Here is a 15142-nt window from a genome sequence, read left to right as displayed (position 1 = left end):
AAAATAAAATACCTCTAATAACATTCATTTTAGCTGCTTTATTTGTAGCTGGAGGTTTTGCATTCTTCTACTGGATCAAAACATTCCCATTCAACTAAAAAACCTAACTACCGATAACGATAATTATGTAAATAAGCTGTCCATATGGACAGCTTATTTTATTTTTTGTTTAGCAAGGGGATCTTTTCCGATAGTTTTTTAGCAGAAGCAAGCAGCTCCAACTATGATTAATAAAATAAACAATACAACTAATAAAGCAAATCCTCCAGCGAAGCCACAGCCGCCACAACTACCACCAAAGCCCATAACAGTTCCTCCTTTAGATAGGAGGGGGAAGACAAAGGTTCACTCATGTGTTTTAACGGATTCAATTTACTTTATGCATTTATGAATGGAGCAGGTCCTTTTGAAAATAAAGAAAAGACACCTTATAAGGTGTCTTCCTTCGATTTGAAACATTTTAAGTTTAATAATATACGGTCTCGCCACTGACCTATTAGGCTGAAATTTTATAGTGTTTCTGAACAAAATTTTGTGCTGATTTTGAATCCTTAAGTTGATGGGGATCCTTTTACGTTTTATCATTTTTAAAAAAATCCTTCATTATCTTAGCGCCTTTAATATTCACCGTCACAGCTTCTACTTTATCTTTCTTCTCATCTTTAGCAATCGTAATTTGTTCCTTATTATCAACCCACACAAGAAACTCTTCTTTTGAGTCATCTTTATATGTAACGGTTATAGTAGAATGCGCAGATGCCCTCTTTTTTTGATCTAGTGTGATTGTTTTCGGTGTTCCGTTTTGGACTGCTGAAGCGATTGATTGTATCATTTCCTCGTTATCTGTTTGAGATTTGGAACTAGTATTACTTGTTGTTCTAAGCATCTCAATGTTGGTAATGTCTGCAGAGTTTAATTGAATGGCATTTTTTGTGTTTTCTTGCTTAGTTTTTGGAGTATTGTTTGTAGTAGAAGTGCTTGTACAGCCTATTAAAGTTAAAGATAGAACACTTAGAGCACATATGTAAGTGATTTTTTTCATTTTATCTCCTCCTCCAATTCAATTATAACAATATTCTGTTAACTTAGGTAGTTATTGTAAGGAAAAGGTAGAATAATATTTCACCCTTACAAAATTGTCACATTCATGTAAGGTAATTCAATAGATTAGATACTTTTTCCATGTCATAATAAAGACATAAGAAAGCACATTAAAAACTACAACTTATTAGGAGAGTGTCAGTCATGATTGTAACAACAACGTCTGGAATCCAAGGTAAAGAAATTATTGAGTATATTGATATTGTAAATGGTGAAGCTATTATGGGTGCAAATATTGTTCGTGATTTATTTGCTTCAGTTCGTGATGTTGTCGGTGGCCGTGCTGGTTCTTATGAAAGTAAGCTAAAAGAAGCTCGTGATATCGCAATGGACGAAATGAAAGAACTTGCAAAACAAAAAGGTGCGAACGCTATCGTTGGTATTGACGTAGATTATGAAGTTGTTCGCGATGGAATGTTAATGGTTGCTGTAAGTGGTACAGCTGTACGTATATAATTAAATAAAGAACAGGCTCACCCCTTGAAGCGTATGCTTTGAGGGGCTTTTTTTGTTTTCAAGTAGTAGAAGTAAAAAGAATGAGCTTGATCCTTTAGGAAAAAGCTCATTCTTTTTATTTAAGCTATAAGATCTTTTGCTTCTACTTTCTTTTTGTTCATGACTAAAGTTAAAATGAACAAAATTAAGCTTAAAAGTGCCATTATAATAAAAACTTGCGTATAACCATCAAAATAGTCACGAGCGATTCCTGCTAGGACAGGAATGAATCCGCCCATAATATATCCTCCTGACTGCATCATAGCAGTCCATGCACTCGCATCTTCTGAAGTTTTTGTTTCATATAGCGGTAGCATGAGAGCGAGTGGAAATACGCCGCCGAGCCCGATACCTAGCAAAATAGAAGGGATCCATGGTGTAGTTAGTGGGTAAATCATAAGCGATAAACCTACGAGTACGAAGCATATACTCCCTAATAACCAAAGTGCTCGGTTTTTATAAATATCCGCTAATGTTGGAATTAAAAAGCTACATATCATTTGAATAACTGTAAATACAGTTATGAGAGTACCGGCTTGTTCGCCACTTACGCCCATACTTTGATTTGCTGGCGCAAGCCAAGTAGTAATGGAATAAAAGATTCCTGATTGTAGTCCGAAAAAGATTGTGAACAACCATGCTTTTTTATTTCTTAAAGGTAAACTATTATTCTTTTTATCTTGTATACTCGTATTCTTTTTTCGTTTCATAACCGGATACCAAAATATAATAGCGATAATAGTAAGTACACCCCAAAAAGCGAGTGCCATATTCCAATCGTCTTTTAATACATGTTGTAAAGGAATCGTTAATCCTGCACTTAAAGAAGCGCCAGTCCCCATACCTACTGAATATATTCCAATCATTAAGCCAATTTTCGTAGGGAATTTTTCTTTAATAAAACCTGATAGTAACGGACCTGCAAGTGCAATTCCAATGCCGATAAATAAAGAGCTCGCGAATAATGTGGAAATGGAAGAGGTAAAAGCCCTCATACATGTAGCAAAGCCAATTAAAATAAGACAAGCCATAATTGCTTTTTCTGCTCCGAATTTTTTAATTACCTTCCCAGTCAGTAAGGCGAATGTCCCCATACAAAAAACAGGAATAGCTGTTAAAAAACTAACGGAAAAATTGCTTATATTTAAGTCTTGTCTGATTGTTTCTAATAAAGGTGAAACAGATGTAATTCCGATACGTAAATTAATGGAAACAAAAAATAGTGCTAGTATATACAAATAAGTTCGTCCTTGATGTTTCAATTTGATTTTCTCCTCTCTTAAACATCAGATGATATTGAGTATATCATCTGATGTTTAATGGCGTGATTATTTGCTTAAACGTTTTAATATTAACTCACGTAAGCTATTTGATAATGGATCCAATTCAATGATATTTTCTAATGCTCTTCTATCATTTTTATCATGGAATTTAACACGGTTAATTTGTGCAATAGATACCCGTTTAGGATGTGATTTAATAAGCTGTAAACAATCATTTGTAGAAACTTTTCCTTCTTGTAACACACGACAGAGGAAACCTGTAAATCCAGTTTGTTGCATTTCCAGCGGTAGGGTAGGGACGTTATATTTTTTAGCAAGTTTATAACATGGATTTCTTGGCTCTGATACTTGTATAATTGCTTCTCCAAACGAAAAGATATCGCCAACATGAACAGCTTCTTCAGTCAATCCGTATACGGTAATATTTTCTCCAAAGAGTGAATCATCTATCATAGAAGAGATTATTTTGCTCCAATAGGCGTAATGGTCATAAGAGTAAACACATAATGCTTTATCAATTCCACCATGATCTTTATAAGCCTATTCATCCCCACGTAAAGCATTTTTCGTTAAAAAGATGTTACCTTTGATAGGGTGTTTTCTTATTGCTGTTGAAATAAGTTTTTTTCCATAAGGTAGTTGTTCTATTTTTCCAATGTTGATGGATTTTATTTGAAAGGTCGTTTGTGACATTTCTCCATTCTCCTTTCTTGATTAATAATATCATCTGATGTTTAAGTGCAATATATAAGGAGCTTATTTCAGCTCCAAATTTTGAACAGCGTATGTTCGAGCCTCTTCGGCATTTTGTTTTAAAATAGCTTGGAACAACTTTTCATGAATTTCAGAGTTATCTTCATAGTCAGTTGTATTTAATATTAATTGGCTTAAAATATGGCGAAGGGCAGGTACGAAAGATTGATACAAATCAAGTAGAACTTCATTTTTACTTGCCTTTGCAATTGCTAGATGAAACTGAATATCTGCATCTATGTATGCTACATAATTTCCTTCTTGAAGGGCATTTTTTCTTTTAATCAAATGTCCTTTTAAGTATAAAAGATCCTCTTCATTTCGGCGCTGTGCTGCCAACATAGCTACTTCTTTATCTAACATATTTCTTGCTTCATACACATGATTAATATTAGCTTCTTGCAATCGTTTTTCAAATGAATCTTGTGCTGTATTTAGTGAGACAATACGAGTACCTTGTCCTTGTCGAACCTCTAATATGCCAGCATGTACTAATATCTTTATGCTTTCTCGCAGCGTCGAACGCCCTACACCTAACTCTTCCATTAATTGCGGCTCTGTAGGGAGGCGATCACCAACTTCATACTCACCAGAAAAGATTTTTTCTTGTAAACGTTCCAATACTTCATCGACTAATTTTCGGCGAGAAACTTTTGAAAAAGATTTCTTTTCGTTTATATTCATCTGCTCATCTCCTGTTATATTAGTTTTTATGATAACCAATTTAAGTTCTGTTTACAATGTTATTTTTTAGGGGGCGAAGTGGGGTTAATAATGTTGATGAATAAATGAAAGGACAGTACATATTTTATATGACTAATATGTACTGTCCTCGCTTATTCCACAATTGTGTCTGTTTTTGGATTATGAAAAATTGTTTCCTGTCTTGCTATAAATTTCATAAGCAAAAAATCCAAATAAATAGCCTATTACAGCTCCTAAACTAACTGTAAACAGTAAAGAAACCGGGAAAAATATGCCGATAATCACACCGATAGCACAGCCGACAAGCATTCCTATTGGTATTAAACTATCTAATAAATGTTGAGCGCCTTTTGATTGTTTCTTGCCTAGGGTTCCTTCGTTATATTTATGTTTCATTCTTTCAATTACATATAATACAATTCCTCCGACTATTACAACAGGCGCAAGTGCTATGATTAACCACATGTTAGAATCTCCTTTCACCTTTTAATAGAATTATACCAGATACTTACAATTTTATAATGCTAAACATACAATCTAGTCTATTTAAAAGGTCAATCAAAAGGACTTCTCCAATTGTACTTAATAACTCGTCAAAAACACTTTTCCTTTTGTTTTCTCAGCAGATTGAACGACATCAACCGCCGTTTTCACATCTGCTAAGTCATGCGTAGAATGGACTGTCATGAAACGTAATTGTTTATTTTCTACTAAGCGAATTAAGTGACGAAACGTTTCTTGCCATTTATATGGTGATACTTCTTTATTCCAATGTCGTAAATGAAATATGTTCGCGTGCACTTTTGCTTTCGTGACAATCTCTGCCCAGTTTACTTGTATTCCTGATAGAAGGCCAATAGTTAAAAAGTTTCCATTTGGGCGTAAGCAAAATGCTAATTCATTTCCGTCAGGTCCTCCAATAGAATCAATCGCGGCATCTGCACCAAGCCCGTTTGTTAATTCCATCACTGTTTCATAAAGCGGGGCAGTGGAAGTATCAATTACATATTCGGCACCGAGGCGCAGTAATTCTTCTGTATGCTTACTATTTCTAGTAACTGCAATGAGTCTGAAGTTTAAAGTTTGTGATAACTGTGCAAATATAAGACCAATGGCTGATCCACAAGCATTTACTAATAAAACGTCATTCCGTTTTAATTTTAGAGTTTCTGTACACGTAACCCACGCTGTAAGGGGATTAATATACATTTGTGCCGCTGTAAAATCATCAATTGAATCAGGAATAGGGACTACAAAGTCAGCTGATGTTGTCACAAACTCTTGCCAAGTACCTTCCCCGCGTAAAGGTAAAACGCGTTTGCCGATAAGATCTCTAGAAACACTCGCACCTACATCTTCTACAATACCAACACCTTCATAACCCGGTATGTTAGGTAAAGGGATTCTATGTGAGTATGCTCCACTTACTGGAATTAAGTCAGATGGATTAATCGGTCTAACTAGCATACGAACTAAAACTTCATTATCTTTAAGCGGTTCTATATTTTTATATTCAACCTGTAATACATCTTTCGGATTGCCAAACTTATGAAATTGAATACATGTTCCGCGCAAAATAATTGTTCCCCCTTAGTGTGATTGGGTTAATTATAGCATTTTTAGCTTAATTGATTATTTCAGTATCACTAAATAAAGAAGAGCAGACAGTCGTCGTTTATTCATTTAATAAAATCGTAGAAAATGGTATTGCTGTATATAAAAAAATTAATGAAAAATAGGCTCGCTTTATGCTTTGAGGGGATTTTTATTGTGCAAATGTTAAAAAGATACATTAATTATGTAGCATTGTATGAATTGTAGAATCGATTTTCCGAACAAGTTATTAGATATATAGTAATATAAAAAAAGGCGCCCTTGTGAGCGTCTTTTTCCAACTTGAGATAGATGTATCATTATTGTTCTGCTAGGGTACATAATTCTCGTTTGAAGTTTTCTCACACAAATGATCTGTGTATCAATTTGTTTTTGATATACAGATCATTTGTATGATAATTCTTATAGATAATTGCTGAATCATAATCTTACATAAATGCTTTTAAAAGTTCTTGAACCAATGGAATTACTCCACCTACAAATTTTAAAACTGCCATTGCGATTTCCATGTGATTGCCTCCTTTTTTAAATAGTAAGTTGTAATAAATCTTTATACCATCATTATAGTAAGCGCTTACATAAACATCAATGCATTTCGATATGCAATATTTCATATTTATATTTGGTAATGAGGATGAGGAGGAATAAGTGACTTATCCCGCTATTTGTGGGAGTCGGGCTGTATGTAAAAGCCTTCACTTTATCAAAATGTAAGTTGCATCTTGTATAATGTAATGGTGGAGGTCAGATATGAAAAAAATAAGTTTAAATATAGATTTGGATACAAATGTATTGGAAGTGGTATTTATTCCAAGAAGGTTTATTATTTTATGGATTACACTCGTATATATAGCTTCAATACTTTTAGAATTTCGTAATAATATTTTCTCTATGGATAGTTTTTTCTTTACAATAGTCATTGTTATTCATACTATTTTTCATTGGTATGCGAGTTCATTAAAAAATAGGCAATTGTTGTACTTCTTTTTTGTACAACTTTTCATTGTGTTTTTGGCTGCGTTTATTGCAACAAATGCTTCGATAGCGATTTTTGTTGGATTAACTCCTATTTTAATCGCCCAAAGTTTATATGTTTATAACAATATATTTAAAGTAATGGCAGTTTTTACTCTTATGTATGCAATATTTTGTGCTGCAATTAGTATCAATTATGGTGTGAATAAATTAGCTATTCTTATCTCTATGTTTCTTTTAGTGTTAGCAATTATTATTCCTTTTTCTTATATTAATAAGCAGCAATTTGATGCACGTAATCGTATACAGAGCTATATTCAAGAGTTAGAGTCTGCATATATGAGAGTGGAAGAATTGACATTAGCTAATGAAAGGCAGCGTATGGCAAGAGATTTACATGATACGTTAGCGCAAGGTTTAGCAAGCTTAATTATGCAATTGGAAGCGATAGATGCCCATATGCAAAAAGGGAATACAGGACGATCTCAAGAGATTATGAAACAAACTATGATAAGAGCGAGACAAACTTTACATGATGCAAGGTTGGTTATTGATGATTTGCGTCATACTACTAATTCATTTAATGGAGCAGTAAAAGAAGAGGTTCAACGTTTTTCTGAAGCTACGTCTATACATGTGAGACTTACTATTCAAAGTCCACCGTATATTTCAAGCGTAGTAAAAGAGCACTGTTTATATGTAATTAGTGAATGTTTAACGAATATCGCAAAACATTCACAGGCAGCAGATGTAAATTTAAATGTTGAATATATCGATGATCTTGAAAAACTTACTATTGAAGTTGAAGATAATGGAATTGGTTTTGACACTAGATATATTGGTAAGAATCCTGGACATTATGGTTTAATTGGTCTAAATGAGCGTGTTCGATTGATTAAGGGAGAAATACATATATTGAGTGAAAAGATGAAAGGTACGAAAGTGTATATTCAAGTGCCTATAAATAAAGAAGGAGATAGCCATGAAGCATAACGTATTAATTGTAGATGATCATTTCGTTGTAAGAGAAGGTCTGAAATTAATAATAGAAACGAGTGATTCATTTCAAATTATAGGTGAGGCCGCAAACGGAGAAGAAGCCCTTTCTTTCATAGAAAAGAAGAAACCTGATGTCATTTTAATGGATTTGAATATGCCTAAAATGAGTGGTTTAGAAACAATTGAGGCTTTGAATGAAAAACAAAACCATACGCCGATTATTATATTAACTACTTATAACGAAGATGAATTAATGTTAAAGGGAATTGAGTTAGGGGCAAAAGGATATTTGCTAAAAGATACGGATCGTGAGAATTTGTTTCGAACATTGGAAGCGGCTATTCGAGGTGAGATTTTACTACAACCAAATATTATGGAAAAGATAGTGAAGTATAAAAGGAAAGAAGTACATGCTGATAAGGTTGCAGAAAATAACTTAACGGTTAAAGAATTGTTTGTGCTGAAAGCTATTGCGCGCGGATATAAGAATAAAGAAATTGCATTTGATATGGGAATAGCTGAGCGAACGGTAAAAGCATATTTAACAAATATATACAATAAATTAGGTGTTAATTCACGGTCAGAAGCAGTAGCTGTATCTATTGAAAGGAAGTTAATTCATTTTTAAAACATTATATATGCCCAATCGTACATTATAGGCTTGCCCTTTTGTACGATTTTTTTATTTCTTTCTCATGTTATGCTTCAGAAAGTATGAGAGATTTAAGAACAATCTAATTGCATTACAATTATAGACGTTTCTAATGTAGGAAAGGAAGAAGAATAATTAAATGGAAACTTTGCTTTTAATTCCTGTATTAATTTTCTTTATTTGGCTGCAAAGCAAACAAAGAAAATTAAACTGGATAGATATTATAACTTTTCTCATGATGATAGGGATTATTACTTATACGGCGCCGCAACCAATGACTAGGGATTTACAAGCAGAGTTACTGGCAGTTACGCTTATTTCTTTCGCTATTGGTGTTTGGCAAGGTGGGGGAATTACAGTCTGTTATGAGGATGAAATTTTATATATTACAAATGGAAAACAGTATTCCATTTCATGGATTCTCTTAATAATTGGCAACATAATTATTATTAATATATTTGAAGGTGGATTTACATTTAATGGACCGTGGTTTCTTTTGTGTAGTGTTGTCATTACATCTGGGGTGAAAACCAGTATTCTATGTGTTCTGTACAAATTAACAGTGCGAAATTGAATGGAAAACCAAAGCTGTTTTCTTTTATCCCGACATAAAACGTATTGCTGTAAGTTCATTAAAAGACCGTAGTTGATAAAAAATGAGATGGAAGTATTGGAAGTATTGGAAGTATTGGAAGAATGGGGGAGTTAACGTAGATGTTTCTACCTATTACTACATTTGATAGGTTTAGTTGGCTGGGGAATGTTGCTTTCTCTTCAGAAAAGACTAGTAGGAATCGAGCGCTATCGAGGGCTGAAGAAAGAGATGTTAATTTGTGTAATAAGAACTGTATAGGTTCAGTTAATAATATGCATCAAAAAATAACGATAGATTCTGTGGAATATGGTGATAATTGTGTATTGGGCCGTGCAGAACCTCATTCAACAATTGTCATAACGAGTGGCGATATGTATGTTGGAAGCGGACCGGTTAATAAGTATGGAGAATTTAAAATATATACAAATGATTATCTGGAAGAGTATTCGGTAATAGAGATTCAGTTGATAATGGGCGGTTTCTATCAAGGAAGTATAACGGTAAAGTTAAAAAGTTAAGGTATGATGATTTCCTTTTTATTTAGTAAATAAAAAGGAAGCAACCGTAGTCGCTTCCTACATCTATTAAGCCGAAGCTTTCTTCATTCTCTCAAGTAAACTAGATAAAATATGTGTACGATAAGATTCTAGTTTTTTACCTTCGTAAGTACGAATCCCTAATTTTTTAAGTTCTTTTACATACCAACCTTTGCTTCCGAAATACATGTGATCGCTCCCCTTCAACTTTGTTTATTTGTCCTGATTGTACTTGGAGGTACGGGTAATATAATGAAGGAAATGAATTTCGCGCGAAAATGGTTAACTTTGTTGCAAAAGACATATATACTAAGGGTAGTATATAACGAGGTGGGCAAGACGTGATTATAGAGAAGCACGAAATTCAAATTGACCAAATTACGAGCGGTAAAGTGAATATCTTTACTTTCTATAGAAATAGAAAGCAAGTTGATGATCATTTTTTACGATTGCAAGAACCATCGCTTACAGCAAACTACTTCTTCCATTTTCATTTTGATGCAGAGAGCTTGCATCTTCTGCAGGAAGAGTTTCCGGGCGTATATCCGTACGACCGTAGTGACACGATTCACGACTGGACGGAAAAGATGAAAGCGGAATTGCAACATCAGATCCAAACAGGTAAATGGAATAAACGCGTACGTATCGGTAATCGCATTCTAGATGTGGTGTTTACGTGGTGTGACGAAGATATAGTAGAGTGAAAAAGAAGCGGATGACGCTTCTTTTTTTAGCGCTGGAATAAAACGAGCTTACCTGCAGAAGATGTGCAGCGATGTGTTTTTTCGTACAATCCTTTTTCTTGTAAAATAGATTCACCTTTTGCTTTCGCTTCTTTTTCAGTTGCCGCCTCGAATGATTCGTCTAATGCTTTTGAACCATCTTTTTCAAAGACTGTTAGAACGTATACTCCCATGAAAATTCCCTCCAATAATTAAAATCAGAATCTTATAACTATTTTGGCATAAATCAATAGAATATGCAAAGAAATATATGACATTGCGTGTTACAATAAAGTGAAACTTTAACTAATGGGGAGTCTTTTCATCCCCACTAGTTATTAGTTGAACTAATCGGGTATTTATGGGCAGTTTACTTTCAGATTGGCTTCTTTGCCTACTGCCCGTTAATACGGGGTAAGGTGAAACTTTAATCAGTGGGGGATTTTTTATTTCCTGCTTATTACTAGTTTTCAACAATTGAGCATTTATTGTTTGTGTTCATGCGGATAAGATGAAACTTTTGAACTATAGAAAGGATCGTTATTTGTGAAACAAGTGAAGTTTATACATGCGGCTGATTTGCATTTGGATAGTCCGTTTAAAGGGATGGAGATGAATGTTGCGCAGTCTGTTTGGGAGAGAATGAAGCAGAGTACGTTTGAATCGTTCGAGCGTATTGTTGATAAAGCGATTCAAGAGCGCGTTGATTTCGTATTACTAGCTGGGGATTTGTATGATGCGGAGACGAGAAGTTTGAGGGCGCAAGTGTTTGTGCGTGAGCAAATGAAGAGACTGTCGCAGTACGATATCCCTGTTTTTATTATTCACGGTAACCACGATCATTTAGGGGGAAGCTGGGCGGCAATTGAGTTTCCGGAAAATGTTCATGTGTTTACGGAGCCTTATGTAGAAGAGAAATCATTTTATAAAAATGGTGAGCTTGTAGCTTCTATTTACGGGTTTAGTTATTTGCAGCAAGCGGTAACGGATAATATGACAGCGCAGTATACGAAAATGAGTGATGCGCCTTTTCATATTGGAATGCTTCACGGAAGTGTGGAAGGGGATGCAGAGCATAATCGCTATGCACCGTTTCAAATTCGTGAGCTGAAGGAAAAGCAGTTTGATTATTGGGCTCTTGGCCATATACATAAACGTGAAATTTTATCAGAAGAGCCATGCATTATTTATCCAGGTAATATACAAGGGCGTCATCGTAAGGAGACGGGCGAGAAGGGTGCATACCTTATTGAACTCACGAAACAAGGATCGCAGTGTTCATTTTTCCATACGGCGGATGTAGTGTGGGATGAGATTGAAGTTAGTATCGATGGACTTGAAACCGTTGATGATCTTATGACGAGCGCGTCAAGTGCGATGAATGAATGCAGAAGAGAAGAGGAAGGCACGCTTTTAACTGTCGTATTTACAGGGCAGGGGCCACTTTCTCCTTATTTGCGTGAAGACAAGCGCGTGGAAGAGATTTTTCATATTTTAGCAGCTGGCGAAGAGCGAAAAGACTTTGTGTATGCGATGAAGTGGAAAAATGAGACGGTTTCTTTTGCGGAAATTGAACGTTTGAAAGAAGAAAATCATTTCGTCGGTAGTGTGCTGAAAGAGTTAGAAGCTTTCACAAATATGGATGGAGTATTGCGCACCATTTGGACATCTCCTGTAGCACGTAATAGTATTGAAGCTTTTACGGAAGAAGAGAAGAAAGAGATTCAAAAGGAAGCGGAAAATATTATTTTAGAGCAATTATTCCAGCAAGAGAGGGATAAAAAATGAGAATTGAAAAACTCCATATTTATGGCTATGGAAAACTAGAAAATGTGGAAATGGATCTGTCAATGCTGACGGTACTGTACGGTGAAAATGAAGCGGGGAAATCGACAATTCGCTCGTTTATGAAAAGTATCTTATTCGGTTTTCCAACGAGAGGACAACGCCGTTATGAGCCGAAAGAAGGCGGGAAGTACGGCGGAGCGATGACTGTTCAAACAGAGAAGTACGGCCGTTTGAAAATTGAACGATTGCCAAAGACGGCAGTAGGCGCGGTGACCGTTTATTTTGAAGACGGGAAAATTGGCGGCGAAGATATTTTAAACGATATATTAAGCGGTGTGAATGAAAGCTTATTTGATTCTGTTTTTTCATTTGATATGCATGGTCTTCAAAATATTCATCAGCTCGGCGAAGCGGATATCGGCAATTATTTATTTTCGGCCAGCGCAGTCGGAAGTGATGCGTTATTGCAGTTAGATAAAAAATTAGAAAAAGAAATGAATCAGCGCTTTAAGCCGAGTGGTCGTAATCCTGAAATTAATGTGTCACTGCAAGAGATGAAGAAAATTGAGGAAAAGATGAAAGAGTGGCAAGGGAAAATTGGCACGTATGAAAAACAAGTCGAGCAGTTAAAAGAAAGTGAAGAGAAACTTGCTTCTGTTCGTGCGGAAAAAGAGTCAGCCGAAAGACGAAAGCAAGATTATGAAATATTAGCAGCGCTTGAGCCTCTCGTTATTGAAAAGAGTGCGCACGAGAAAGTGTTGAAAAGCGAGAACGGGCAGTTTCCTGTAAACGGAATGGCGCGCTATGAGGCGGTAAAGGCAAAGATAGAACCGCTCCAAGTACAAGTAGATTCACTTCAAAAAAAGATAGAAACAGTGCAATCAGAAATTGATTCCACAGAAATAGATGAAGCATTTTTACAAAAAGAAAGTTACGTAGAAGAACTTCGTATGCAGCACATGTCTTATGAAAATGCACGCCAAGAAATGCGTGATATGACGGGAAGTATTGCGAATATAAAAGAAGAAATCGCAGAACTACAGCAACAAATTGGAGCCACTTTTGAACAAGAGACGGTTCTTTCATTTGATATAAGTTTAGCGACGAAAGAATTAATTACGCAAACGGTGCAAAAAGCGAGAGAGTTAGAAACGCAAAAAGCACAACTTGATGATCGTTTTAAAACAGCTCAAGAGCAATTAGAAGAGCAAGAAGAAAATATAAGACAGATCAAGAAACAAATGTTAGCTGATGAAGAACGAAATACGTTAGTTGAGAAAGAAAAATCATTTCAAGATGCGGCGTTTTTAGGTATGGGCGCAGAGAGAATGAAGCGCAAGTATGAGGAAAAAGCAGGAGCGGCTATGCAAAAGAAAAAACAGTGGCAAAGAATTTGTCTTCTGTTACTTCTTATTAATACGCTTGTTTTATTCACGAGTTTATTTATAGATAACCGCTTGCTGTTATTTATTAGTGTGATTGTTTTTGTAGGGATTGTTTTAGCACTCGTTTTATATAAAGATCCTTCGGGTGGATTACAAGAAGAGCTTCTTACTCTTCAGCAAAGTGCTGGCGGGCGTCAAAGTGAAGAGGCGATGTCCGTTCGTTATCAGTTAGAAAAGGATGAAGAGATTCGAAAGTTATTTGAGCGAGAGTCTTATAAATTACAACAAATGGAACGTGCTTATGATAAAGTCGTTTCATCTTATGAAGAATGGGAGAGAGAAACTTTCCAAATAGGAGAACAAGTAGATGCGTATAAAACGCGTTATATGTTCCCTGAATTTTTTACATATGCGCACATGTTGCCAGCGTTTGAGCGTATTGAAAAAATGCAGCAACTATATCGTGATTTAGAGAAGCAAAGTAAGCGGAAATCTTCATTATATGAAATGATTTCGCACTTTGAGCATAAACTAGAAACTGTTATCGGTAGTAAAGAGTATAGTAATTTGCATGAGGCGCAAAGTCGTATGCAAAATGAAAAAGAGAAGCGCCAAACTTGTAAGCAGCTGAAAGAGAAGCTGGCGGAATGGCAAGAAGAATATGAGTTCATGCAAGAGCAATTAAAACAACTACTAGTAGATCGAGATGGGTTATGGCATATCGCAGAATCTACAGATGAAGAGATGTTTTTAGAAGCAGGAAAATTGGCAGAGAAACGTGAAGACGCGGATAAGCAAGTGGGGCGTTTATTACCTCAAATTGATTTGTTAGAACAGCGCTTAACGAGTTTGTCATTAGCTGAGCATTATGAGGCTGACGGTTATGATGAAAAATTAAAGCAAGAAATTACAGCCGCGCAAAACTGTCTGGCAGGGGAGAAAGAACTGACAGAGCGTATTGCGAAGCATCGAATAGAAATTGCGAATTTAGAAGAAGGCAGTACGTATGGTGATTTACTACATGAGTGGGAAATGAAAAAAGCGCAAGTGCGTGAACAAGTGAAGAAGTGGGCTGCATATGCGGCCGCAAAGACAGTATTAACGAAAACGAAGCAATATTATCATGAAGTGCATTTGCCGCGTATTTTACAAAAATCCGAAGAGTATTTCGTGTATTTAACGGGCGGGAGATATAGTAAAATATTCTCACCGTCAGAAGCGGAACCTTTCATTGTCGAACGTAACGATGGTATGCGTTTTTACAGTCATGAACTAAGCCAAGCGACAGCGGAGCAGTTATATTTATCATTGCGATTTGCGCTAGCGAAAACGTTTGAGCATGACTATCCATTTATTATTGATGATAGCTTCGTACATTTTGACGCGGTAAGGACGAATCGAACGATTGAACTTATAAAGGAAATTGCGAAAGATAGACAAGTTATCTTCTTTACATGCCATGCGCATCTACTCACGTATTTTACAGAAAATGAGATTATAAAATTAACACGTAAGCGTAAAGAAAATGAGTTGTAGTAT

General features: G+C 35.6%; 17 protein-coding genes and 1 pseudogene. 8 read left to right on the top strand and 10 right to left on the bottom strand.

The window, feature by feature from the left end:
- Nucleotides 1-198 precede the first annotated feature (198 nt).
- Both JFT89_RS08975 and JFT89_RS08970 read right to left on the bottom strand, forming a co-directional pair.
- The gene (locus JFT89_RS08975) at nucleotides 199-306 is read right to left on the bottom strand and encodes a YjcZ family sporulation protein (protein ID WP_000505670.1); all 108 of its coding nucleotides are present in this window, start codon (nucleotides 304-306) and stop codon (nucleotides 199-201) included.
- A 265-nt stretch (nucleotides 307-571) separates the two neighbouring features.
- Entirely contained in the window at nucleotides 572-1042 is a 471-nt protein-coding gene (locus JFT89_RS08970) for a hypothetical protein (RefSeq protein ID WP_016094625.1), read from the bottom strand.
- 203 nt (nucleotides 1043-1245) lie between these two features.
- Here JFT89_RS08970 and JFT89_RS08965 point away from each other — a divergent pair, with 203 nt between their 5' ends.
- Nucleotides 1246-1557, top strand: coding sequence for a YbjQ family protein (locus tag JFT89_RS08965; RefSeq protein ID WP_000637510.1), 312 nt, complete (start codon nucleotides 1246-1248; stop codon nucleotides 1555-1557).
- Nucleotides 1558-1676: 119 nt separating this feature from the next.
- Here JFT89_RS08965 and JFT89_RS08960 read toward each other — a convergent pair whose 3' ends face one another.
- The 6 genes and pseudogenes from JFT89_RS08960 to JFT89_RS30620 all read right to left on the bottom strand — a co-directional run bounded on the left by JFT89_RS08960 (nucleotide 1677) and on the right by JFT89_RS30620 (nucleotide 6565).
- Nucleotides 1677-2864, bottom strand: coding sequence for an MFS transporter (locus JFT89_RS08960; RefSeq protein ID WP_201040015.1), 1188 nt, complete (start codon nucleotides 2862-2864; stop codon nucleotides 1677-1679).
- Between the two features lie 60 nt (nucleotides 2865-2924).
- Nucleotides 2925-3572 (bottom strand): annotated as a pseudogene (locus JFT89_RS08955) (MOSC domain-containing protein).
- A 63-nt stretch (nucleotides 3573-3635) separates the two neighbouring features.
- The gene (locus JFT89_RS08950) at nucleotides 3636-4316 is read right to left on the bottom strand and encodes a FadR/GntR family transcriptional regulator (RefSeq protein WP_201039782.1); all 681 of its coding nucleotides are present in this window, start codon (nucleotides 4314-4316) and stop codon (nucleotides 3636-3638) included.
- 180 nt (nucleotides 4317-4496) lie between these two features.
- Nucleotides 4497-4802: a hypothetical protein gene (locus JFT89_RS08945; RefSeq protein ID WP_201039781.1), complete on the bottom strand. Its 306-nt coding sequence runs from the start codon at nucleotides 4800-4802 to the stop codon at nucleotides 4497-4499.
- Nucleotides 4803-4919: 117 nt separating this feature from the next.
- A complete protein-coding gene (locus JFT89_RS08940; protein WP_201039780.1) occupies nucleotides 4920-5912 on the bottom strand; it encodes a zinc-dependent alcohol dehydrogenase family protein in 993 nt (330 codons plus the stop codon).
- A gap of 467 nt (nucleotides 5913-6379) precedes the next feature.
- A complete protein-coding gene (locus JFT89_RS30620; protein WP_042889399.1) occupies nucleotides 6380-6565 on the bottom strand; it encodes a hypothetical protein in 186 nt (61 codons plus the stop codon).
- Between the two features lie 136 nt (nucleotides 6566-6701).
- Between JFT89_RS30620 and JFT89_RS08935 the strand changes: the two genes are divergently transcribed.
- From JFT89_RS08935 to JFT89_RS08920, 4 genes are all read left to right on the top strand, one after another.
- On the top strand, nucleotides 6702-7919 hold the full coding sequence (locus JFT89_RS08935) for a sensor histidine kinase (RefSeq protein WP_016094619.1): 1218 nt from the start codon (nucleotides 6702-6704) through the stop codon (nucleotides 7917-7919).
- Nucleotides 7909-8553: a response regulator gene (locus JFT89_RS08930; RefSeq protein ID WP_002087211.1), complete on the top strand. Its 645-nt coding sequence runs from the start codon at nucleotides 7909-7911 to the stop codon at nucleotides 8551-8553. Before JFT89_RS08935 ends, JFT89_RS08930 begins: the two co-directional genes overlap by 11 nt.
- A 163-nt stretch (nucleotides 8554-8716) precedes the next feature.
- On the top strand, nucleotides 8717-9151 hold the full coding sequence (locus JFT89_RS08925; protein WP_002064089.1) for a hypothetical protein: 435 nt from the start codon (nucleotides 8717-8719) through the stop codon (nucleotides 9149-9151).
- Nucleotides 9152-9291: 140 nt separating this feature from the next.
- Complete coding sequence (locus tag JFT89_RS08920) at nucleotides 9292-9690, top strand: hypothetical protein (protein WP_033706485.1); 399 nt, start codon at nucleotides 9292-9294, stop codon at nucleotides 9688-9690.
- 66 nt (nucleotides 9691-9756) lie between these two features.
- Here the strand turns inward: JFT89_RS08920 and JFT89_RS08915 are convergent, their stop codons facing one another.
- Nucleotides 9757-9897 carry a YflJ family protein gene (locus tag JFT89_RS08915; protein ID WP_000273535.1) on the bottom strand — a complete coding sequence of 47 codons (141 nt, stop codon included), beginning with the start codon at nucleotides 9895-9897 and terminating at the stop codon, nucleotides 9757-9759.
- Nucleotides 9898-10049: 152 nt separating this feature from the next.
- On the opposite strand from JFT89_RS08915, the gene JFT89_RS08910 reads away from it, so the two are divergent.
- Nucleotides 10050-10412, top strand: a complete 363-nt coding sequence (locus JFT89_RS08910; protein ID WP_002064091.1) for a hypothetical protein — start codon at nucleotides 10050-10052, stop codon at nucleotides 10410-10412.
- A 26-nt stretch (nucleotides 10413-10438) separates the two neighbouring features.
- On the opposite strand, the gene JFT89_RS08905 is transcribed toward JFT89_RS08910, so the two are convergent.
- The gene (locus tag JFT89_RS08905) at nucleotides 10439-10624 is read right to left on the bottom strand and encodes a YhzD family protein (protein ID WP_000539551.1); all 186 of its coding nucleotides are present in this window, start codon (nucleotides 10622-10624) and stop codon (nucleotides 10439-10441) included.
- 352 nt (nucleotides 10625-10976) lie between these two features.
- Between JFT89_RS08905 and JFT89_RS08900 the strand changes: the two genes are divergently transcribed.
- Together JFT89_RS08900 and JFT89_RS08895 are read left to right on the top strand one after the other, a co-directional pair.
- Nucleotides 10977-12218: a metallophosphoesterase family protein gene (locus JFT89_RS08900; protein WP_201039779.1), complete on the top strand. Its 1242-nt coding sequence runs from the start codon at nucleotides 10977-10979 to the stop codon at nucleotides 12216-12218.
- Nucleotides 12215-15139, top strand: coding sequence for an ATP-binding protein (locus tag JFT89_RS08895; RefSeq protein WP_201039778.1), 2925 nt, complete (start codon nucleotides 12215-12217; stop codon nucleotides 15137-15139). Before JFT89_RS08900 ends, JFT89_RS08895 begins: the two co-directional genes overlap by 4 nt.
- Nucleotides 15140-15142: the final 3 nt, after the last annotated feature.

The sequence above is a fragment of the Bacillus sp. TH25 genome, from assembly GCF_016650935.1.
GTDB lineage: Bacteria > Bacillota > Bacilli > Bacillales > Bacillaceae_G > Bacillus_A > Bacillus_A mycoides.
Note: the sequence above shows the minus strand (reverse complement) of the source record. Positions and strands in the feature narration are given on the sequence as shown.

Excerpts from the sequence above, each read along its gene's own strand:
- JFT89_RS08975 (WP_000505670.1), bottom strand. The coding sequence starts at position 306 with ATGGGCTTTGGTGGTAGTTGTGGCGGCTGTGGCTTCGCTGGAGGATTT.
- JFT89_RS08970 (WP_016094625.1), bottom strand. The coding sequence starts at position 1,042 with ATGAAAAAAATCACTTACATATGTGCTCTAAGTGTTCTATCTTTAACT.
- JFT89_RS08965 (WP_000637510.1), top strand. The coding sequence starts at position 1,246 with ATGATTGTAACAACAACGTCTGGAATCCAAGGTAAAGAAATTATTGAG.
- JFT89_RS08950 (WP_201039782.1), bottom strand. The coding sequence starts at position 4,316 with ATGAATATAAACGAAAAGAAATCTTTTTCAAAAGTTTCTCGCCGAAAA.
- JFT89_RS08945 (WP_201039781.1), bottom strand. The coding sequence starts at position 4,802 with ATGTGGTTAATCATAGCACTTGCGCCTGTTGTAATAGTCGGAGGAATT.
- JFT89_RS30620 (WP_042889399.1), bottom strand. The coding sequence starts at position 6,565 with ATGAAATATTGCATATCGAAATGCATTGATGTTTATGTAAGCGCTTAC.
- JFT89_RS08935 (WP_016094619.1), top strand. The coding sequence starts at position 6,702 with ATGAAAAAAATAAGTTTAAATATAGATTTGGATACAAATGTATTGGAA.
- JFT89_RS08930 (WP_002087211.1), top strand. The coding sequence starts at position 7,909 with ATGAAGCATAACGTATTAATTGTAGATGATCATTTCGTTGTAAGAGAA.
- JFT89_RS08925 (WP_002064089.1), top strand. The coding sequence starts at position 8,717 with ATGGAAACTTTGCTTTTAATTCCTGTATTAATTTTCTTTATTTGGCTG.
- JFT89_RS08920 (WP_033706485.1), top strand. The coding sequence starts at position 9,292 with ATGTTTCTACCTATTACTACATTTGATAGGTTTAGTTGGCTGGGGAAT.
- JFT89_RS08915 (WP_000273535.1), bottom strand. The coding sequence starts at position 9,897 with ATGTATTTCGGAAGCAAAGGTTGGTATGTAAAAGAACTTAAAAAATTA.
- JFT89_RS08905 (WP_000539551.1), bottom strand. The coding sequence starts at position 10,624 with ATGGGAGTATACGTTCTAACAGTCTTTGAAAAAGATGGTTCAAAAGCA.
- JFT89_RS08895 (WP_201039778.1), top strand. The coding sequence starts at position 12,215 with ATGAGAATTGAAAAACTCCATATTTATGGCTATGGAAAACTAGAAAAT.